Source organism: Paraliobacillus zengyii (assembly GCF_003268595.1).
Classification (GTDB): Bacteria; Bacillota; Bacilli; order Bacillales; family Amphibacillaceae; genus Paraliobacillus_A; species Paraliobacillus_A zengyii.
In genome coordinates this window covers 410684-427560 of the sequence record NZ_CP029797.1, presented here as the reverse complement: position 1 = coordinate 427560, position 16877 = coordinate 410684, and the positions used below count along the sequence as shown (strand labels likewise).

Here is a 16877-nt window from a genome sequence, read left to right as displayed (position 1 = left end):
TAAAAATAGAACCCCTTTTCTATTAGAAGGAGTTAATTGGATTCAATAAACTCAAGTTCTGGCATCCATTGTGACATATGCGCTTTAATTTCTTGATACTGTGTAGCAACATCTACTAATTGTGAATTTGTTACTTTATACATTGGCAAGACTTGATAATTTTTCGGACCATGGTCATTATAATCAACTAACGTTGGCAAGAATTTTGGCGCACTTATTTCTATCTTTTCTTCCCCTTTTTCTACAGTTTTTTCAACTGTAAGTTCTACCATACCGCCTATTCTTCGGTAAAATTCATCTTGACCTGACAAAAAATTTCCCAGGGAATATGCGACGAATGTTTTGTTTCCACTCTTTCCTTCAACCCACTCCATTGGTTGTAAAACATGGGGATGGTGACCAATAATGATATCGACCCCTAAATCAGCAACATATTGCACTAATTCTTTTTGTTCATCATTTGGCATTCGCTCGTACTCTGTACCAAAATGTAAATTCATAACAATGACATCTGATACTTCTTCCGCATCTTTCACATCAGAAGACATCGCTTCTTGATCAATTAAATTAACTAGATAATCTTTCCCTTCAGGTACTGGCAAGCCATTTGTACCATATGTATAACTTAAAAAGGAAATAGCTATATCCTCTTCTTCCAAAATTCGAATCTCTTGGCTATCTGCTTCGTTTTTATAAGCACCCGTATAATTCATATCAATTTCATCCCAATAATTTAAAGCATTTTGAATTGCTTCTTCTCCACGATCAAGTGTATGATTGTTGGCTAAAGAAACTATATCAACTCCAGCTTCTTTTAAACCATCTCCTACCTGATATGGACTATTAAATTGAGGATAAGTAGATAAACCAATACCTTCTCCACCAATCATCGTTTCTTGATTTGCCATTGTAATGGTTGGCTCAGATAGATATGGAACTACTTTTTGAAGCATTGGCATAAAATTATAACCCGATTCTGTTTGGGCATCGTTATAAACTCGCTCATGGATCAACATATCACCAATCGCAGCCAACTGAATCGATGTTGTTTTTGGCACTAAATTTAGTTGTTCTTTCTCAGTACTTGTTTCGAGTTGATGCTTATTATGATTCTTTACAGAAAATTCATCTTCATTATTCAAACAACCTACAAGTAATAATAATAGTATAGCGAATAACATAATTAACATTTTATTTAATTTCACAACATCTCATCCCTTTTTCAATACTAACTTATACTTTATCGACATAATTCTTCGTTTCTTTACTCTACTACTTCCCTGTTTTTTATCTTTTTACTCGTTTTGTTTTCTAAGGAAATTACAAGTATAATGAAATCATGAGGTGATCGTATGTTAAACGATAGATTAATGCAGGCAATTACATACGCAACAGTAAAGCATGATGGACAAAAAAGAAAAGTTGACCGAACACCATATATTGCACATCCATATCGTGTTGCGATGTCATTAAAAGCAGCTGGGTATGAAAATGATGTAGTAATTGCTGGTCTATTACATGACGTTGTTGAGGACACAGATAGCACTTTAATTGAGATCAAGGATCTTTTTGGCGAACAGATAGAAAAGCTGGTTGCATATGCTACAGAGCCTGAAAAAACAATCCCTTGGGAACAACGCAAGCAACATACTATAGATGGGATTAAACATGCACCATTAGCTGCCAAGTTAGTTGTATGTGCTGACAAGATTGATAACTTACATTCCATTCTAGAAAGTGAGCGTTTGTTAGGAACTGTGATGTGGGATTCATTTCAACGAGGAAGAGAAGACCAAAAGTGGTATTATCAGGCCGTGTATGAAAGTCTTATTAATGGCATAGTTGAGAAAGATACACCAACATTATTCAAACAATTTAAGCGGCTACTAGATCAATTTTAAAAACATATTGGAGGACATTATGGAAGACATCTTACAACTTAAAGGAAAAAACATTGTAATTATGGGCGTTGCAAATGAACGGAGCTTGGCATGGGGGGTAGCAAAAACGCTACATCATGCAGGCGCTAAATTAATTTATACGTATCGAAAAGAACGTTCTCTTAAAAAATTAACGAGTCTATTAGAAAAGTATAATATGGATGCAGAATTAGTTGTGGCATGTGATGTGAGCAATGATGACAGTATTGAAGAAGCCTTTAACCAGATTGGCGAGAAAGCTGGACAGATTGACGGAATTGTTCACGCTATTGCCTTCGCTCACGGCGAGGACTTGCACGGGGACTTTATCAATACTTCTAGAAGTGGATATGCCTTTGCGCAAGACACAAGCGCCTACTCCCTCATCGCAGTTGCAAGAGAAGCAAGACGCTTCCTAACTGATGGTTCCTCAATTGTTACAATGAGTGCTTTAGGAGCAGAAAGAGTACTTGATGGTTATAAGGTTATGGGCGTTGCTAAAGCTGCTTTAGAGTCTACCTGTAAACACCTTGCTTTAGATTTAGGTGAGTCTAATATCCGAATTAATACAGTTTCAGCTGGTCCAATTCGTACGCTTGCCGCGAAAGGAATACCTACATTTCAAAAGATGCTTAGGGATTCTAAAGAGAAGGCACCACTTAAGCGCAACGTTACGCAAGAAGAGGTTGGAAATATGACAATGATGTTACTAAGCCCTATTTCTAGTGGTGTAACCGGGGAAGTGCTTCATGTCGATGCAGGTTATAATATTATTGGATAAAATATATTTTCTATGTTTAATCATGTTATTAACCGGGTAAAATATAATTGTAGACATCAAACAACCAATCTATTTTGAAAGGATGTATACAATATGGCACGTAAGCAACAATATCAACCGACTAAAAAGGTCGGAGTAGAATTATCTTCAGCACAAGAGGTTCATTACAATAGTGACTTTAAGCAAGCTGATATTGCTGGCGGATTCCGCAAAGAAAAATTAAATCAGATTCACAGTAATACTTAAAAGAAAGTAAGTCAAAGGCTAGGTAGAAATCCCCCTCTACCTAGCCTTTTTTTATCTATTTATAAGGAATAAAGCGATCTAAGTGTGAAGACAGCTACTTATATTTGTTCAAGTATCAACGTTCACCTTATACATTCCCCTATCCGAGCGCGACATCTAAAATCATCATCACTGCAAATCCGATCATCAAACTCATCGTCGCAAGCTGAATATGACCTCTTTCCTGCGAACCTGGGATTACTTCCTTCGCAACTACAAAAATCATTGCACCAGCAGCAAAACTAAGCGCATAAGGTAGTAGTGGTTGTATAAAAATAACTGCGACAGCACCAATTACAGCTGCAATCGGTTCAACCATCCCTGAAAATTGACCATAGAAAAAACTTTTTCTTGCTGACATACCTTCTCGACGTAATGGAATCGAAACCGCTGTTCCTTCTGGGATATTTTGAATACCTATCCCTATCGCAAGCGCTATTGCACCTGATAATGAAGTAGTTGAAAAATTTGATGCAAGTGCACCAAATGCTACACCTACCGCTAAACCTTCCGGAATATTATGCAATGTTATTGAAAAAACTAACATTGCAGTTCTGTGTTTTGCCTTTCTATCTTTTATTTCTTTAAAGTATAAATCCTCATTTATCATTGGTAAAACTTTATCAACCATCATTAAGAAAATACCGCCTAATAAGAAGCCAATAACAGCTGGAATATATGGTGGTACTCCTTGTTCTTCAGCCATTTCAATTGCTGGTGCTAAAAGTGACCAAAAACTAGCTGCAATCATTACGCCGCCCGCAAATGCCAACATACTATCAAATACTTTTGGATTTGCTTTCTTTGTTGAGAATACAAAAGCTGCGCCAAATGCTGTACATCCCCACGTGAAAAGCGTAGCAAGCAGTGCTAATACAATGGGATTCAGTTCTAATAACCATGCTGTCACACTCATTCTCTCCTTTTTTATGTTGTAATATTTTCTAATCTTGCGCTAGGGCAAAAAAATATCCCTACGCCAATAGTCTATGCGCTAAGTGCATTACCTGTCAATGTTTTTATCCAGATTGGCGCTAATCTTATCACATTACCATCACAATAAATGATATTCTTCCTTTATACTTGTCGGAGCCCTTTTAACAATTTGCTGTAGTATCAGACTTGCAATCATAATATCATCAAACAAACCAATTATAAGAAAAAAATCAGGTAATAGATCAAAAGGAAAAACAACATACACTAAGATAAGTCCTATCGCTATCATTTTTGATCTTAGCTTTACTTGTCTTGATAAGAAATATTCCTTTAAAAACGGAATCGATTGTCGAAATTGAAATATAAATTTAAATCGTCTCCAGAAACGCATAGGTTCACATCTCCTTTACTCTATTATTTATTCCCTAATAGTCGTTCCAAAAAACACAGTGCGTAAAACAAAAAATACCGATGAAGAATAAATCTTCATCGGTACAATTAATTGATACTATTCACTTTTTCGTTTTGATGATTTTTCACGTTCGTTTTTATTTAGAATCTTCTTACGTAAACGAATCGATTCTGGTGTAACTTCGCAATACTCATCATCATTTAAATATTCTATCGCTTCTTCCAACGTTAATGTTCTTGTTTTTCTAATAGTAGACGTTTGGTCTTTATTAGCGGAACGAACGTTAGTAAGATGTTTTTCTTTAGTAATGTTAACTGTTAAGTCATTTTCACGGTTGTGTTCTCCAACAATCATACCACCGTATACTTCAGTACCCGGTTCTACAAATATCGTACCACGATCCTCAAGACCCATAATACCATATGTGGAAGATTTTCCGTTTTCTAATGAAACTAGAACACCACGTGTTCGTCCACCAACTTGGCCTGGAACAACTGGCTCATACGTATCAAACGTGTGATTAATAATACCAAACCCTCTAGTTTGCGTCATAAATTCAGTAGAATAACCAATTAGACCGCGAGAAGGAACTTTGAATTCCATTCTAACTTGTCCGTTACCATGGTTAACCATGTCGATCATTTCACCTTTACGAGAACCTAAAGATTCCATAATTGCTCCTGTATGATCTTCTGGTACATCAACTTGTACACGCTCTACTGGTTCACAACGTACGCCATCAATTTCTTTAATGATAACTTGTGGTTTTGATAACTGAAGTTCAAAACCTTCACGACGCATATTCTCAATTAGAATAGACAAGTGAAGTTCTCCACGACCAGAAACAATCCAAGCATCCGGTGAGTTTGTTGGATCAACACGTAAACTTACATCTGTTTCTAATTGCTTCATCAATCGTTCTTCAATTCTTCTAGACGTAATATACTTTCCTTCTTTACCAGCAAACGGACTGTTGTTTACAACAAACGTCATCTGTAAAGTTGGCTCATCAATACGCAATATTGGTAATGCCTCTTGATGATCGGTTGGACAAACTGTTTCACCTACGTTAATGTCTTCCAAACCGGATAGTGCAATGATATCGCCAGCTTTAGCTTCTTCAATCTCAATTCTCTTCAGCCCGATAAAGCCAAATAGTTTGCTGATACGGAAGTTTTTGACTGTACCATCTTTTTTCATCAAGGAAACTTGTTGGCCTACTTTGATTGAACCTCGGAAAATACGTCCAATTCCAACACGACCCAAATAATCATTATAATCAAGTAATGTTATTTGGAATTGTAATGGCTCTTCTGAGTTATCAGGCGGTGCAGGAATGTTTTCAAGAATAGTAGTAAATACAGCTTCCATCGATTCTTCCTGTTCTTCTGGTTCATTACCAGAAGTACCATTTAATGCAGAAGCATAAACAACTGGGAAATCTAATTGCTCATCATCAGCACCTAATTCAATAAATAGATCTAATACTTCATCAATTACTTCAGTTGGTCTTGCACTAGGACGGTCTATTTTATTCAATACAACAACTGGTGTTAGTTTTTGTTCTAAAGCCTTTTTCAACACAAAACGTGTTTGTGGCATACAGCCTTCATACGCATCAACTACAAGTAATACACCATCTACCATACGCATAATACGCTCTACTTCTCCACCGAAATCGGCGTGTCCAGGTGTATCAAGGATATTTATGTGTGTATCTTTGTAGTTAATCGCAGTATTTTTTGCCAAGATTGTTATACCACGTTCTTTTTCTATATCATTTGAATCCATTGCACGCTCATCAACGTGCTCATTTGCACGGAATGTGCCTGAGTAACGCAACAACTGGTCAACTAATGTTGTTTTACCATGGTCAACATGGGCAATAATTGCAATGTTCCGAATATCTTCTCTTAATTGCATCCCTTACATCTCCTCTTTAAAAAACGTTCATTTTCGACTACAACCAATTAATTGTAGCATAAAACCTCTACAAAAGTACAATTTTTTTATAATTTGAACCTAATTGTGAAAAGTGCGCCACCTAAACTTGATTTAGAGACAGCTATTGTTCCATTAGATCGTTCAACGATTGCGCGAGAAATAGCTAGACCTAGGCCAGTTTCACCGCCTTCTCCTTTAATAAACCGTTGAAATAATTTAGGCATTAAATCCTCTGAGATACCTTCTCCATCATCTTCTACTGTAAGCTCCACATGTTCAGCTGTCTTGTTCACATTAATGACTACTTGTTTGTTTGCATGCCTAATACCATTAGTCACTATATTCATCATTGCACGCAGTAACTTCTCATGATCAGCATAAAGAGTAACATTTGCATCCACTTCATGTTTTAACTTCACATTCTTTTCGCTTGCCATTGGCAGAGCACGCTCTACTGTTAATGTAATCAATTCATCAATTTTTATGAATTCATCTTTGTATATATTTTCTTCACTATCTAATTTAGCTAATAGAATCATCTCATTAATAATTTTTTTCAATCGAGCTACCTCATCCACCATTACACCTAAACCTCTATCTGATTCCTCACCTACGAAGATACCATCTCTAATTCCTTCTGCATACCCCTGAATTGTCATTAATGGTGTTTTTAATTCATGACTAGCGTTTTGAAAGAACTGTCGTTGAGAATTAATATAACGTTGAAGTTCAACTGCCATATCATTGACACTTTGTTCTACTTCCTTTATTTCACCTGTTGCTATTACTCGTTCTACATCATCAAATTGTCTGTTCTCAATTTTTTTCAATTGGTGTTTTAATTTCGTTAAAGGTGTAACTAAGCGCTTTGTTAAAAAGTGACTAAATAATACAATTATCATAATTCCAATTAAAAATACAATAATCAGACGGCTAAAGAAGTTATTTTGTACTTCTTGTAAATCATTTAACGGTGTAATTAATACAAGCTTTCTATCTAGTAAATCAGGAAAAATAGGCAAAACAGAAACAACATAGCGGTCATCTCCGTCTATCCATAATGATTGTTCTTTATCATTCAGGTCATATGTCTCAAGCCAATCATCAATCAAATCTTGTGGTAATGTTCGGAGTAACGTCTGTTCTTGATCACGATCATAGATAAATAATTGCAATTTTTCTTCCCCAAGCCACTGTGATAGACTTTCCGGATTAGCATCAGTCAATAAAAATTCAATGAGGATTTCTCCCTTTTCTTCTAGTTGGTCTTGTTCATTTTGAATTAACACATCTAATATAAGGGAATAGATCATAATTGCCACGACAGACATAATAATGACTAATAATGTTGTAAAAGCAATAGTTATTTGTGTTTGTAACCTCATTCTAATTCCTCATGTTCATGACTGAATCGATAACCAAATCCCCAAACCGTTTCCACTGGTAATCCATCTATCTTTTTTCGTAACCTCTTAATTAGATCATCTACAGCACGATCGCTACCAAAGTAATCTTCACCCCAGATAAGTGATAACAACTCTTCTCTTGCAAACGCACGATTTTTATTTCGAATTAGAATATGTAACATATCAAATTCTTTAGCCGTAACATCTGCTTCTTTCCCTTTCCAATACACGCGACGATCTTCAACATTTAATCTTAAACTTCCTACTTCGTAGACGTCACTTGATAGCGTCTCATTTTCAACATACGCAAAATCAACACGTTTAAATAGCCTTTTTACTCGAGCGACTAGTTCTCTTGGACTAAATGGCTTTGTGAGATAGTCATCACTTCCTAATTCCAATCCAAGTATTTTATCTACTTCCTCATCCTTGGCAGAGATAATAATGATAGGTACTTCACTTTCCTGTCTTATTTTTTTACATAGCTCATAGCCATCCATTCCCGGTAACATAATATCTAATATCCACATATCAGGCTCATTACCTCTCGTGAGCTCCCACGCTTGTTCTGCATTATCAACCATAGATATTTCATAACCATCCTTCTTTAAATAAGCAGACACAATATCACGGATGTTTGGATCATCTTCTACAATAAAAATATGGTGCTTCATATTCTTATGCCTCCTTTTGCTTTCTATTATTTTCGCACAATCTTTATCAACATGCATAGTACTTTTAATTACACACTTTTTCTACAATTATACCGAAAACTTGCCAAACCTGCTCGGTAGAATTAAAAATGTAATCAACAACACATAAAAAAATAAACGGAAGGCGTGATAGTAATGACAAACCAAGATGATCGCAATACTAATGATACAGATTATATGCACGAAACAGATACTGATAAATACTATGTAGAACCAATTGAAAATAGTGCAGAGGAAGAACAAGCAGCAACAAGCGAAGAAAATGAGAATGATTTGCTAGTTAGTTCTACGAGCAACCCTAATCCTGAACCAACAAAACAAAATAGATTCGCAATGTTTTTAAGTAGCTTAGCTGGTGGTGTTACAGTAGCAATACTCGGATTTATCCTATTGTTTACTGGCATTATTCCAATCGACTCCGATCAAACAATGGATACCGCATCAACAACGGATTCAGTTGAAACGACTACAGTAATTCAAACTTCAACTGATGGTGACACTGTATCCGCAGACGGTTTAAGTAACGTATCAGAAGCAGTTGTTGGCGTATCGAATATTCAAACAACTGAAGCTGAACTGTGGGCAGAGTCATCAGAATCAGATACAACTGGAACTGGTTCAGGTGTTATTTATAAGAACGAAGATGGATTAGCATATATTGTTACAAATCATCATGTCGTAGATGGCGCTACAGAATTAGAAGTAACATTAGCAAATGGTGACGTATTAACAGCAACATTATTAGGTTCTGATGAATTAACAGACTTAGCTGTTTTAACGATAGATGGTAGCGAAATAGATACAGTTGCAACATTGGGTTCTTCTTCAGATCTAATTGTAGGAGAAACTGCAATTGCAATTGGTAATCCTCTAGGAACAGACTTTGCTGGATCCGTCACAAAAGGTATTATTAGTGGTTTAGAAAGATCCGTAGAGGTGGATCTTAACTCAGATGGTGTCGCAGACTGGACCACCGAAGTAATTCAAACGGATGCCGCTATTAACCCTGGTAACAGTGGTGGCGCTCTAGTAAATAGTGCAGGAGAAGTTGTTGGAATTAATTCCATGAAAATTGCATTGGAAGAAGTAGAAGGTATTGGATTTGCGATTCCAATTGATGATGCAAAACCAGTTATCGAACAATTAGAAACAGAAGGTAGCGTTTCTCGTCCGTTTATTGGTATTAATGCCATTGCGTTATCAACTGTTCCAGAAAGACAAATACAACAAACTCTACAACTTGGAACTGACGTTACAGAAGGTGTCGTAATAGCAGAAGTGCAAACTGATTCAGCTGCAGATATAGCAGGCCTTGAACGTTACGATGTCATTACCGAGATTAATGGCACAGCGATCACATCAATGATGGATTTAAAAGAGTATCTTTATTCCGAAACAGCTATTGGTGACGAAATTCCAATTACGTTTTACCGAAATGGAGAAAAACAAGAAACAAACCTTACTTTAACTGAGCAACAAGAAAATCTTACAGAGTAATTTGAAAGAAACTGAATGAACACATTCTAAAAGGACCTCCCCCTTTCCTTTAGAATTTCAAATAGATGAATACATGTTTTGAAAAAGGCAGTACCAATTGGTACTGCCTTTTTATTTATCCAAAAAAGAAATCAAATATATTACTACCAGTCGAGCTTTGCTTATTATAAAACTCTGAATAACCACAGTTTTTGCAATAAACAACGATAAATTGATTACTTTGTACATCAAACATTTTAGAAAGACCTGTTCCTGTCATCGCAACTTCCTTTTTATCCGCATCTGTACTGCCACATTTTATACAACCTTTATGATCGCTCATTCCTATACCTCCTCTTGTTCTCTTTACTTAAATATGTATACGAATAATAAGAGGATGAGGTTTCAGGTAATCGTAAAAACCGCAAGTGCATCTCTCGCAGCTTACGGCTTTTACGATTTCATTTAATCATACATGATTGAGTCTACATCATTTTCTTCTAAATAGTCTTCATATGCCTCATGCTTTTCATTAACCCCGATATAGTTACCATTGATATCACTTAATAAAAAACCTTCTATTTCCTCCACACTACTGACTAATTCATCAGAGTCAAAAAACATATCTTGATATGTTTTATCTGTATTATAAAAATCAGAAGGTGTTTCGGATGAACCATACTTACTTACCTGTTGCCATGAATCTTCGGCATCAAATATGGTTGACTCATCTTCACCCGTTCGTGTTAAATCCGGATCTAAGACTTCTTCCTCAACAGGACGATTAGACGCTACAAAATGTTCTGCATGATCAAGACAGCGTAAGGTTGTGGGTATTGCTTCAAGTCTATCGAAACTGATATCTTTTTGACATACCTCACATATACCGTACGTACCTTGATCTATTGCACTCAATGCTTTTTCAATATCCTTTAATCCACGTTCAATATGCTCATTTAGCGCAATATCCTTTTCCCGTTCAAATAGTTCGGTTGCAGTATCTCCTGGATGGTTATCATAATTCGATAATTCTCCCACAGATTCATGAACCTGTGCTAAATCAAGACCAAAATGGTCTTCCAAATGTTCGAGAATTTCTTTTTTTTGCGTTAACAACTGCTCTTTACATGCCACGACTTGTTTATCTGTTACCATTATAACGCCTCCTATAAAAGATTTTTTTGAGGCAAACTTAGTATAACCGTAACTCAAAACCTGTACCGGATTAATTTATGGAAATGTTATCGCTAGTTAATAGCTAATACCATATCAACGTGCGGAATACCGTCTTCTAAGTATTCTTCCGTAACTTCTCGGAAACCAAATGATCGATAAAACTCACGTAAATACACTTGACCATGTAATTTAATTTTTGTATCCTTCCATTCATCAGTGATAAATGCTATTGCTTGCTTAAGAACTTCATTTGCATAGCCTTTCCCTCGAAAGTCTTTCTTTACAAGAACACGTCCAATTGATGGTTCCTTATATAATGTATCTTTAGGAATTAATCTTGCATAAGCAATAACCTCACCATCATTTTTCAAGAATAAGTGCATTGAACTCTGATCAATTCCATCTATTTCTCGATAAGGACAGTTTTGTTCAACAACAAAAACATCAACTCTTGCTTGCAAAATTTTATACACCTCTGTGGCACTTAAGTTTTCAAACGTTTTTAAATTCCATTCCATTTAAATTTTCCTTTCAATAAACGATTTTAATTTATTATGATAAAATAATCATAACAAATTAAAAGGGGATGCGTAATAGCTATGAGAAAAATCGGCTTTGTTGGTACTGGTGTGATGGGGAAAAGTATGGCTATTAATTTGATTGAGGCTGGGTATGACGTCTATATTTATACACGGACGAAAGATAAAGCTTCCTCCTTACTTAAACGAGGCGCTATTTGGAAAGAAAGTGTTGCTACATTAGCTACTGAAGTTGATGTTATAATCACCATCGTTGGGTATCCAAGTGATGTGGAAGAGATATATTTCGGTGAGAATGGAATCATTAAAAATGCAAAGACTGGAAGTTACTTAATTGACATGACCACCTCTAGTCCCAAACTTGCCGAAAAGATTGCTGTTCTAGCTTCTCAACGTGGTATTACCGCCTTAGATGCTCCTGTTTCTGGAGGCGATATTGGTGCAAAAAATGGTTCGCTAGCAATTATGGTTGGTGGCGATAGTAACGGATTCAATACTGTTCTACCTATTTTAGAAGTGATGGGAGAAAACATTATTCATCAAGGCCCAGCAGGTGCTGGACAGCATACAAAAATGTGCAATCAGATTACAATTGCGTCCAACATGGTCGGTGTATGCGAAGCAATTACCTATGCAAAAAAAGCTGGATTAGATCCTAGCCGTGTTTTAAAAAGCATAACAACTGGCGCTGCAGGAAGCTGGACATTATCAAACCTGGCACCGCGAATAATTGAGGGTGATTATGCGCCTGGTTTTTATGTAAAACATTTTATTAAAGATATGAAAATTTGCTTAGAAACAGCTAAAGACATGGAAATGATAACACCGGGATTAGAATTATCACTTTCTTTATATGAACAACTTGCTGAAGAAGGCGAGGAAGATAGTGGTACACAAGCATTAATTAAATTATTTCAATAAATAATGAATGAAACGGTTCCTTTTGGAGCCGTTTTTTCTATTCACAATGCTACAACTTCAATTTCTCACAATATGCCGCTACAACAATAGCGAGATCATCATTTCCGAATGATTGCATGACTTCAAGTAATAGTCCATGGTCTATTTCGTCAGCCTCTTCTTTTGAAACAGTTGATTCCATTACTTCTCCTAACACTTGATTTTCAATTTGATTTGGATAAGCTTCTTTGTATAGTATGCTTGGCACTAAATCATGATTTATGCACCACTGGGCAAACAATAGAATCATTCCTTTTTCTTGTGCTTGGTAGTTCTCAATAATAAATTGTTCATAATCTTTTGCATCCATTAAATAAGCCCCCTTTAAAGAAAAAGGGTGCATCTCCAACACGAGATACACCCTTTCCTAATCCTTGCAAAAACTTAGTCCTATTACAGACCTACAACGTTTGCCGCTTGTGGTCCACGGTTACCTTCAACAACTTCAAATTCAACAGATTGACCTTCTTCAAGTGTTTTGAATCCTTCGCTTTCAATTGCTGAGAAATGTACAAATACATCGTCGCCGTCTTCCTGTTCGATGAACCCGAAACCTTTATCTGCATTGAACCATTTAACTGTTCCTGTCATATAAATCTACCTCCTTACAATAAAAGTAAAAAGTAATTGCATATAGTACATTTACCTTACAATACTTATTGTATCAATATCGCAAAGAAATATACCATTCCCAATTGCTCTTACAATACAAATGTACTACGGTTACATAAAAAAATCAACTAATTGAATTGGATTTTAATTTCAACTTACCTAACGAAAAAGTTGAAAAAAATATCTTTTTTTTGTATAATATGTGCTTGCAAGAGACAATATATAATATTCACCTCTACACACGTATCTTGCAAATACGAATGAATAGGTGGTAAACACAATGGAAAAAAAGGAACAGTATCATGTATTACTGTACTATAATTATGTACACATTGAAGACCCTGAAACATATGCAAAAGAGCATTTAGATTTCTGTAATTCACTCGGACTAAAAGGCCGTATTTTAGTAGCCGAAGAAGGCATGAATGGTACCGTTTCTGGACCAATTGATGCAACAAATCAATATATCGAAGAAATGCATAAGGATCCTCGTTTCGCTGATATGAAATTTAAAATTGATAAAGCTGAAGGTCATGCGTTTAAGAAAATGCATGTACGTGCACGGCCAGAACTAGTAACACTTCGTTTGGAAGATGATATTAATCCCCGGAAAATCACTGGAAATTATTTATCACCAAAGGAATTTTATGAGGCGATGCGCGATGAGAACACTGTAGTTATTGACGCGCGCAATGATTATGAATATGATCTTGGGCATTTCCGAGGTGCGATTCGTCCCGATATTCACAATTTCCGTGAACTACCTAATTGGGTGGAGGAAAACAAAGAACAACTTGAAGGCAAACGAGTACTAACTTATTGTACTGGTGGTATTCGTTGTGAGAAGTTCTCAGGTTGGTTAGTTGAACAAGGTTTTGAGGATGTTAATCAACTCCATGGTGGAATTGCCACTTATGGAAAAGACCCTGAGGTTCAAGGCGAACTATGGGATGGCCAAATGTATGTATTTGATGAGCGCATCAGTGTACCAATAAATCGCAAAGAACATGTCATCGTAGGGAAAGATTATTTTGATGAACAACCTTGCGAGCGTTATGTGAATTGCGCCAATCCTGTCTGTAATAAACAAATTCTTTGCTCGGAAGATAATGAGCATAAATATATGCGTGGCTGTACACACGAGTGCCGTGTCTCTCCACGAAACATGTACGTAGCAGAACATGATTTAACACAAGAAGAAATTGAAGCAAGACTACAACGAATTGAAGAAGAAAATGGCGTGACACAAACAATTTAACTTCATTAGAACCGATTCAACAATTTATTTTATTGTTGAATCGGTTTTTTTAGATCAAATTTACTATCTCATATTAATTCTTTCTTATTCATAAACTGTAAGACGTTTATTTTGACTTTAACTGGAACGATTGCTATCTTTTAAAGTAATTGATAAGTAAAGGGAGGCGAGGAAGATTGATGACGGTATACAGTTACAAAGTACAGACAATTACAGGAAAAGACAAATCCATGGCTGATTTTCAAGGGAAAGTCTTACTTATTGTAAACACAGCAAGTAAATGTGGGTTTACACCCCAGTATGAAGGATTACAAAAGCTTTATGATAAGTACAATAAAGCTGGTCTAGAAATATTAGGCTTCCCAAGCAATCAATTTATGAATCAGGAACCAGGATCAGACGACGACATTCAGGAATTTTGCGAAATGAATTATGGTGTTAATTTTCCTATGTTTAGCAAGATCGATGTGAACGGTAAATCAGCCCATCCCCTATTTCGATATTTAACAAAAGAAGCACCAGGTATGGTGACGGATCAAGTAAAATGGAACTTCACGAAATTCCTTGTTAATAAAGAAGGAAAAGTTATTAAGCGCTTTGCACCAAAGACAGAACCAGAAGACATAGAAGAAGCTATTAAAGAATTATTATAGTCCATATGTTAAAAGTGTTGCTTTAAAGTTAAAGCAATGCTTTTTTGCATTAAAAGATTGCACAAATAATAAAAATAAAAGAAGCAACCTGCATCGTTATCAACAGATCACTTCTTCTTATTTTCTAGATTATCTTAACACTTGCATTAAATTAGCCATTTCAATTGCTGATACTGCTGCGTCTGCACCTTTATTTCCTGCTTTTGTACCTGCACGTTCAATTGCTTGTTCAATTGTCTCTGTTGTTAACACGCCAAAGATGACAGGTAAGTTCGATTCCATTGATACACTTGCTACGCCTTTAGTAACTTCAGAACATACATAGTCAAAATGTGGTGTTGATCCACGAATGACAGTTCCTAGTGCAATTACTGCATCATACTTACCTGAAGCAGCCATTTGTTTTGTGACTAATGGAATTTCGAAAGCACCTGGTACCCAAGCGATTGTTACATTATCTTCAGATACGCCGTGACGTCTTAATGTATCCTCTGCTCCACCTAATAATTTGCTCGTAATAAATTCATTAAATCTCGCTACTACAATTCCAATCTTTAAATCCGTACCTACTAAATTTCCTTCAAATGTTTTACCCATACTAATTACCTCCTAGCCCTTTAAAAGGTGGCCTAATTTTGATTTTTTTGTTTCTAAATATTTCTCATTATCTTTATTAGCTTCTATTTGAATAGATCTACGCTCCACCACTTCTAACCCGTATTCAGTCATACTTGATATTTTACGTGGGTTATTCGTTAAGATCGCCAATTTACCTACACCAAGATCTTTTAACATTTGAGCGCTAACAGCATAATCACGAAGATCATCTGGAAAACCAAGTTGATGATTTGCCTCAACTGTATCGTAGCCCTCTTCTTGCAATTTATAGGCTTTTAGTTTGTTTAATAGACCAATACCTCTACCTTCTTGTCTCATATAAATAAGTATACCTTTACCAGCCGCTTCAATTTCTTCTAATGCTTGTTCCAGTTGTGGTCCACAATCACAACGCTTAGAACCAAATACATCACCTGTTAAACATTCGGAGTGAACCCTGACAAGCGGGATGTCTTCTGTCCCAATTTCACCTTTCAATAGTGCTAAGTGTTCTTTCCCAGTCCATTTTTCTGTATAGGCGATTAATTTAAAATCACCATAACTTGTTGGAAGGTCAATTTCCACTTCTTTTTCCACTAATTTATCATATCTTTTACGGTAGGCAATTAAATCTTGAATCGATATAATCGCCATGTTTTCCTTTTCGGCAATAGCTTTCAATTCTGGTAACCGTGCCATTGTGCCGTCTTCTTGCATAATTTCACAAATAACACCCGCTGGTGCTGAACCAGCCAACCTCGCTAAATCAACAGCAGCTTCCGTGTGTCCAGGTCGTTCCAAAACTCCCGCATCCTTAGCTAATAAAGGGAAAACATGTCCCGGTCGTTTAAAGTCTAGCGCAACTGATCGCTCATCAATTAATTTCTGGATAGTCAGTGAACGTTCATAAGCACTAATTCCTGTTTTTGTATCGGCATGATCGACACTAATCGTAAAAGCCGTGCCATGTGCATCTGTATTGCGTAATACCATATCATCCAAACCTAATTTTGTTGTAATAGAAGACGCGAGCGGTGTACAAATTAACCCTCGTCCCTCTTTTGCCATATAGTTAATTACTTCTGGTGTCGCATGTTCAGCAAGTGAAACAAAGTCACCCTCATTTTCACGATCTTCATCATCTACAACAATGATAATTTTACCCATTTTCAATGCTTCTAGTGCTTCTGGTATCGTATTAAGCATTATC

20 protein-coding genes are annotated in these 16877 nt (G+C 36.2%); 7 read left to right on the top strand and 13 right to left on the bottom strand.

What is annotated here, in order from left to right; translation table 11 throughout:
- Nucleotides 1–32 precede the first annotated feature (32 nt).
- Nucleotides 33–1190: a CapA family protein gene (locus DM447_RS02235; RefSeq protein WP_112182626.1), complete on the bottom strand. Its 1158-nt coding sequence runs from the start codon at nucleotides 1188–1190 to the stop codon at nucleotides 33–35.
- 162 nt (nucleotides 1191–1352) lie between these two features.
- Between DM447_RS02235 and DM447_RS02230 the strand changes: the two genes are divergently transcribed.
- From DM447_RS02230 to DM447_RS02220, 3 genes are all read left to right on the top strand, one after another.
- Entirely contained in the window at nucleotides 1353–1901 is a 549-nt protein-coding gene (locus DM447_RS02230; protein WP_112179709.1) for an HD domain-containing protein, read from the top strand.
- A 19-nt stretch (nucleotides 1902–1920) separates the two neighbouring features.
- A complete protein-coding gene (locus DM447_RS02225) occupies nucleotides 1921–2700 on the top strand; it encodes an enoyl-ACP reductase FabI (protein ID WP_112179708.1) in 780 nt (259 codons plus the stop codon).
- Between the two features lie 93 nt (nucleotides 2701–2793).
- Nucleotides 2794–2946, top strand: coding sequence for a YfhE family protein (locus DM447_RS02220; RefSeq protein WP_112179706.1), 153 nt, complete (start codon nucleotides 2794–2796; stop codon nucleotides 2944–2946).
- A gap of 139 nt (nucleotides 2947–3085) precedes the next feature.
- On the opposite strand, the gene DM447_RS02215 is transcribed toward DM447_RS02220, so the two are convergent.
- The 5 genes from DM447_RS02215 to DM447_RS02195 form a co-directional block, all read right to left on the bottom strand.
- Nucleotides 3086–3901, bottom strand: coding sequence for a ZIP family metal transporter (locus DM447_RS02215; RefSeq protein ID WP_112179704.1), 816 nt, complete (start codon nucleotides 3899–3901; stop codon nucleotides 3086–3088).
- Between the two features lie 138 nt (nucleotides 3902–4039).
- Entirely contained in the window at nucleotides 4040–4312 is a 273-nt protein-coding gene (locus tag DM447_RS02210; protein WP_112179702.1) for a YkvA family protein, read from the bottom strand.
- Between the two features lie 117 nt (nucleotides 4313–4429).
- Nucleotides 4430–6256 carry a translational GTPase TypA gene (typA, locus tag DM447_RS02205; RefSeq protein ID WP_112179700.1) on the bottom strand — a complete coding sequence of 609 codons (1827 nt, stop codon included), beginning with the start codon at nucleotides 6254–6256 and terminating at the stop codon, nucleotides 4430–4432.
- Between the two features lie 86 nt (nucleotides 6257–6342).
- Nucleotides 6343–7662: a sensor histidine kinase gene (locus DM447_RS02200; protein ID WP_112179699.1), complete on the bottom strand. Its 1320-nt coding sequence runs from the start codon at nucleotides 7660–7662 to the stop codon at nucleotides 6343–6345.
- On the bottom strand, nucleotides 7659–8357 hold the full coding sequence (locus DM447_RS02195; RefSeq protein WP_112179697.1) for a response regulator transcription factor: 699 nt from the start codon (nucleotides 8355–8357) through the stop codon (nucleotides 7659–7661). Before DM447_RS02195 ends, DM447_RS02200 begins: the two co-directional genes overlap by 4 nt.
- Before the next feature lie 174 nt (nucleotides 8358–8531).
- Between DM447_RS02195 and DM447_RS02190 the strand changes: the two genes are divergently transcribed.
- Nucleotides 8532–9893, top strand: coding sequence for a S1C family serine protease (locus DM447_RS02190; protein ID WP_241964546.1), 1362 nt, complete (start codon nucleotides 8532–8534; stop codon nucleotides 9891–9893).
- A gap of 115 nt (nucleotides 9894–10008) precedes the next feature.
- Here DM447_RS02190 and DM447_RS02185 read toward each other — a convergent pair whose 3' ends face one another.
- From DM447_RS02185 to DM447_RS02175, 3 genes are all read right to left on the bottom strand, one after another.
- The gene (locus tag DM447_RS02185) at nucleotides 10009–10215 is read right to left on the bottom strand and encodes a zinc ribbon domain-containing protein (protein WP_112179695.1); all 207 of its coding nucleotides are present in this window, start codon (nucleotides 10213–10215) and stop codon (nucleotides 10009–10011) included.
- Nucleotides 10216–10337: 122 nt separating this feature from the next.
- Nucleotides 10338–11027 carry a TraR/DksA C4-type zinc finger protein gene (locus tag DM447_RS02180; protein ID WP_112179694.1) on the bottom strand — a complete coding sequence of 230 codons (690 nt, stop codon included), beginning with the start codon at nucleotides 11025–11027 and terminating at the stop codon, nucleotides 10338–10340.
- Between the two features lie 92 nt (nucleotides 11028–11119).
- Nucleotides 11120–11566, bottom strand: a complete 447-nt coding sequence (locus DM447_RS02175; protein WP_112179692.1) for a GNAT family N-acetyltransferase — start codon at nucleotides 11564–11566, stop codon at nucleotides 11120–11122.
- Nucleotides 11567–11647: 81 nt separating this feature from the next.
- On the opposite strand from DM447_RS02175, the gene DM447_RS02170 reads away from it, so the two are divergent.
- A complete protein-coding gene (locus tag DM447_RS02170) occupies nucleotides 11648–12508 on the top strand; it encodes an NAD(P)-dependent oxidoreductase (RefSeq protein ID WP_112179690.1) in 861 nt (286 codons plus the stop codon).
- A gap of 49 nt (nucleotides 12509–12557) precedes the next feature.
- Here the strand turns inward: DM447_RS02170 and DM447_RS02165 are convergent, their stop codons facing one another.
- Together DM447_RS02165 and DM447_RS02160 are read right to left on the bottom strand one after the other, a co-directional pair.
- The gene (locus DM447_RS02165; RefSeq protein ID WP_112179688.1) at nucleotides 12558–12857 is read right to left on the bottom strand and encodes a hypothetical protein; all 300 of its coding nucleotides are present in this window, start codon (nucleotides 12855–12857) and stop codon (nucleotides 12558–12560) included.
- A gap of 83 nt (nucleotides 12858–12940) precedes the next feature.
- Nucleotides 12941–13138: a cold shock domain-containing protein gene (locus DM447_RS02160; protein ID WP_112179686.1), complete on the bottom strand. Its 198-nt coding sequence runs from the start codon at nucleotides 13136–13138 to the stop codon at nucleotides 12941–12943.
- Between the two features lie 301 nt (nucleotides 13139–13439).
- Here DM447_RS02160 and trhO point away from each other — a divergent pair, with 301 nt between their 5' ends.
- Both trhO and DM447_RS02150 read left to right on the top strand, forming a co-directional pair.
- Nucleotides 13440–14417: an oxygen-dependent tRNA uridine(34) hydroxylase TrhO gene (gene trhO / locus DM447_RS02155; RefSeq protein ID WP_112179684.1), complete on the top strand. Its 978-nt coding sequence runs from the start codon at nucleotides 13440–13442 to the stop codon at nucleotides 14415–14417.
- A gap of 179 nt (nucleotides 14418–14596) precedes the next feature.
- Nucleotides 14597–15070, top strand: coding sequence for a glutathione peroxidase (locus tag DM447_RS02150; RefSeq protein WP_112179682.1), 474 nt, complete (start codon nucleotides 14597–14599; stop codon nucleotides 15068–15070).
- A gap of 129 nt (nucleotides 15071–15199) precedes the next feature.
- Here the strand turns inward: DM447_RS02150 and ribH are convergent, their stop codons facing one another.
- The gene (gene ribH / locus DM447_RS02145) at nucleotides 15200–15667 is read right to left on the bottom strand and encodes a 6,7-dimethyl-8-ribityllumazine synthase (RefSeq protein ID WP_112179681.1); all 468 of its coding nucleotides are present in this window, start codon (nucleotides 15665–15667) and stop codon (nucleotides 15200–15202) included.
- A 12-nt stretch (nucleotides 15668–15679) separates the two neighbouring features.
- Entirely contained in the window at nucleotides 15680–16873 is a 1194-nt protein-coding gene (locus DM447_RS02140; protein WP_112179680.1) for a bifunctional 3,4-dihydroxy-2-butanone-4-phosphate synthase/GTP cyclohydrolase II, read from the bottom strand.
- Between the last annotated feature and the right edge of the window lie 4 nt (nucleotides 16874–16877).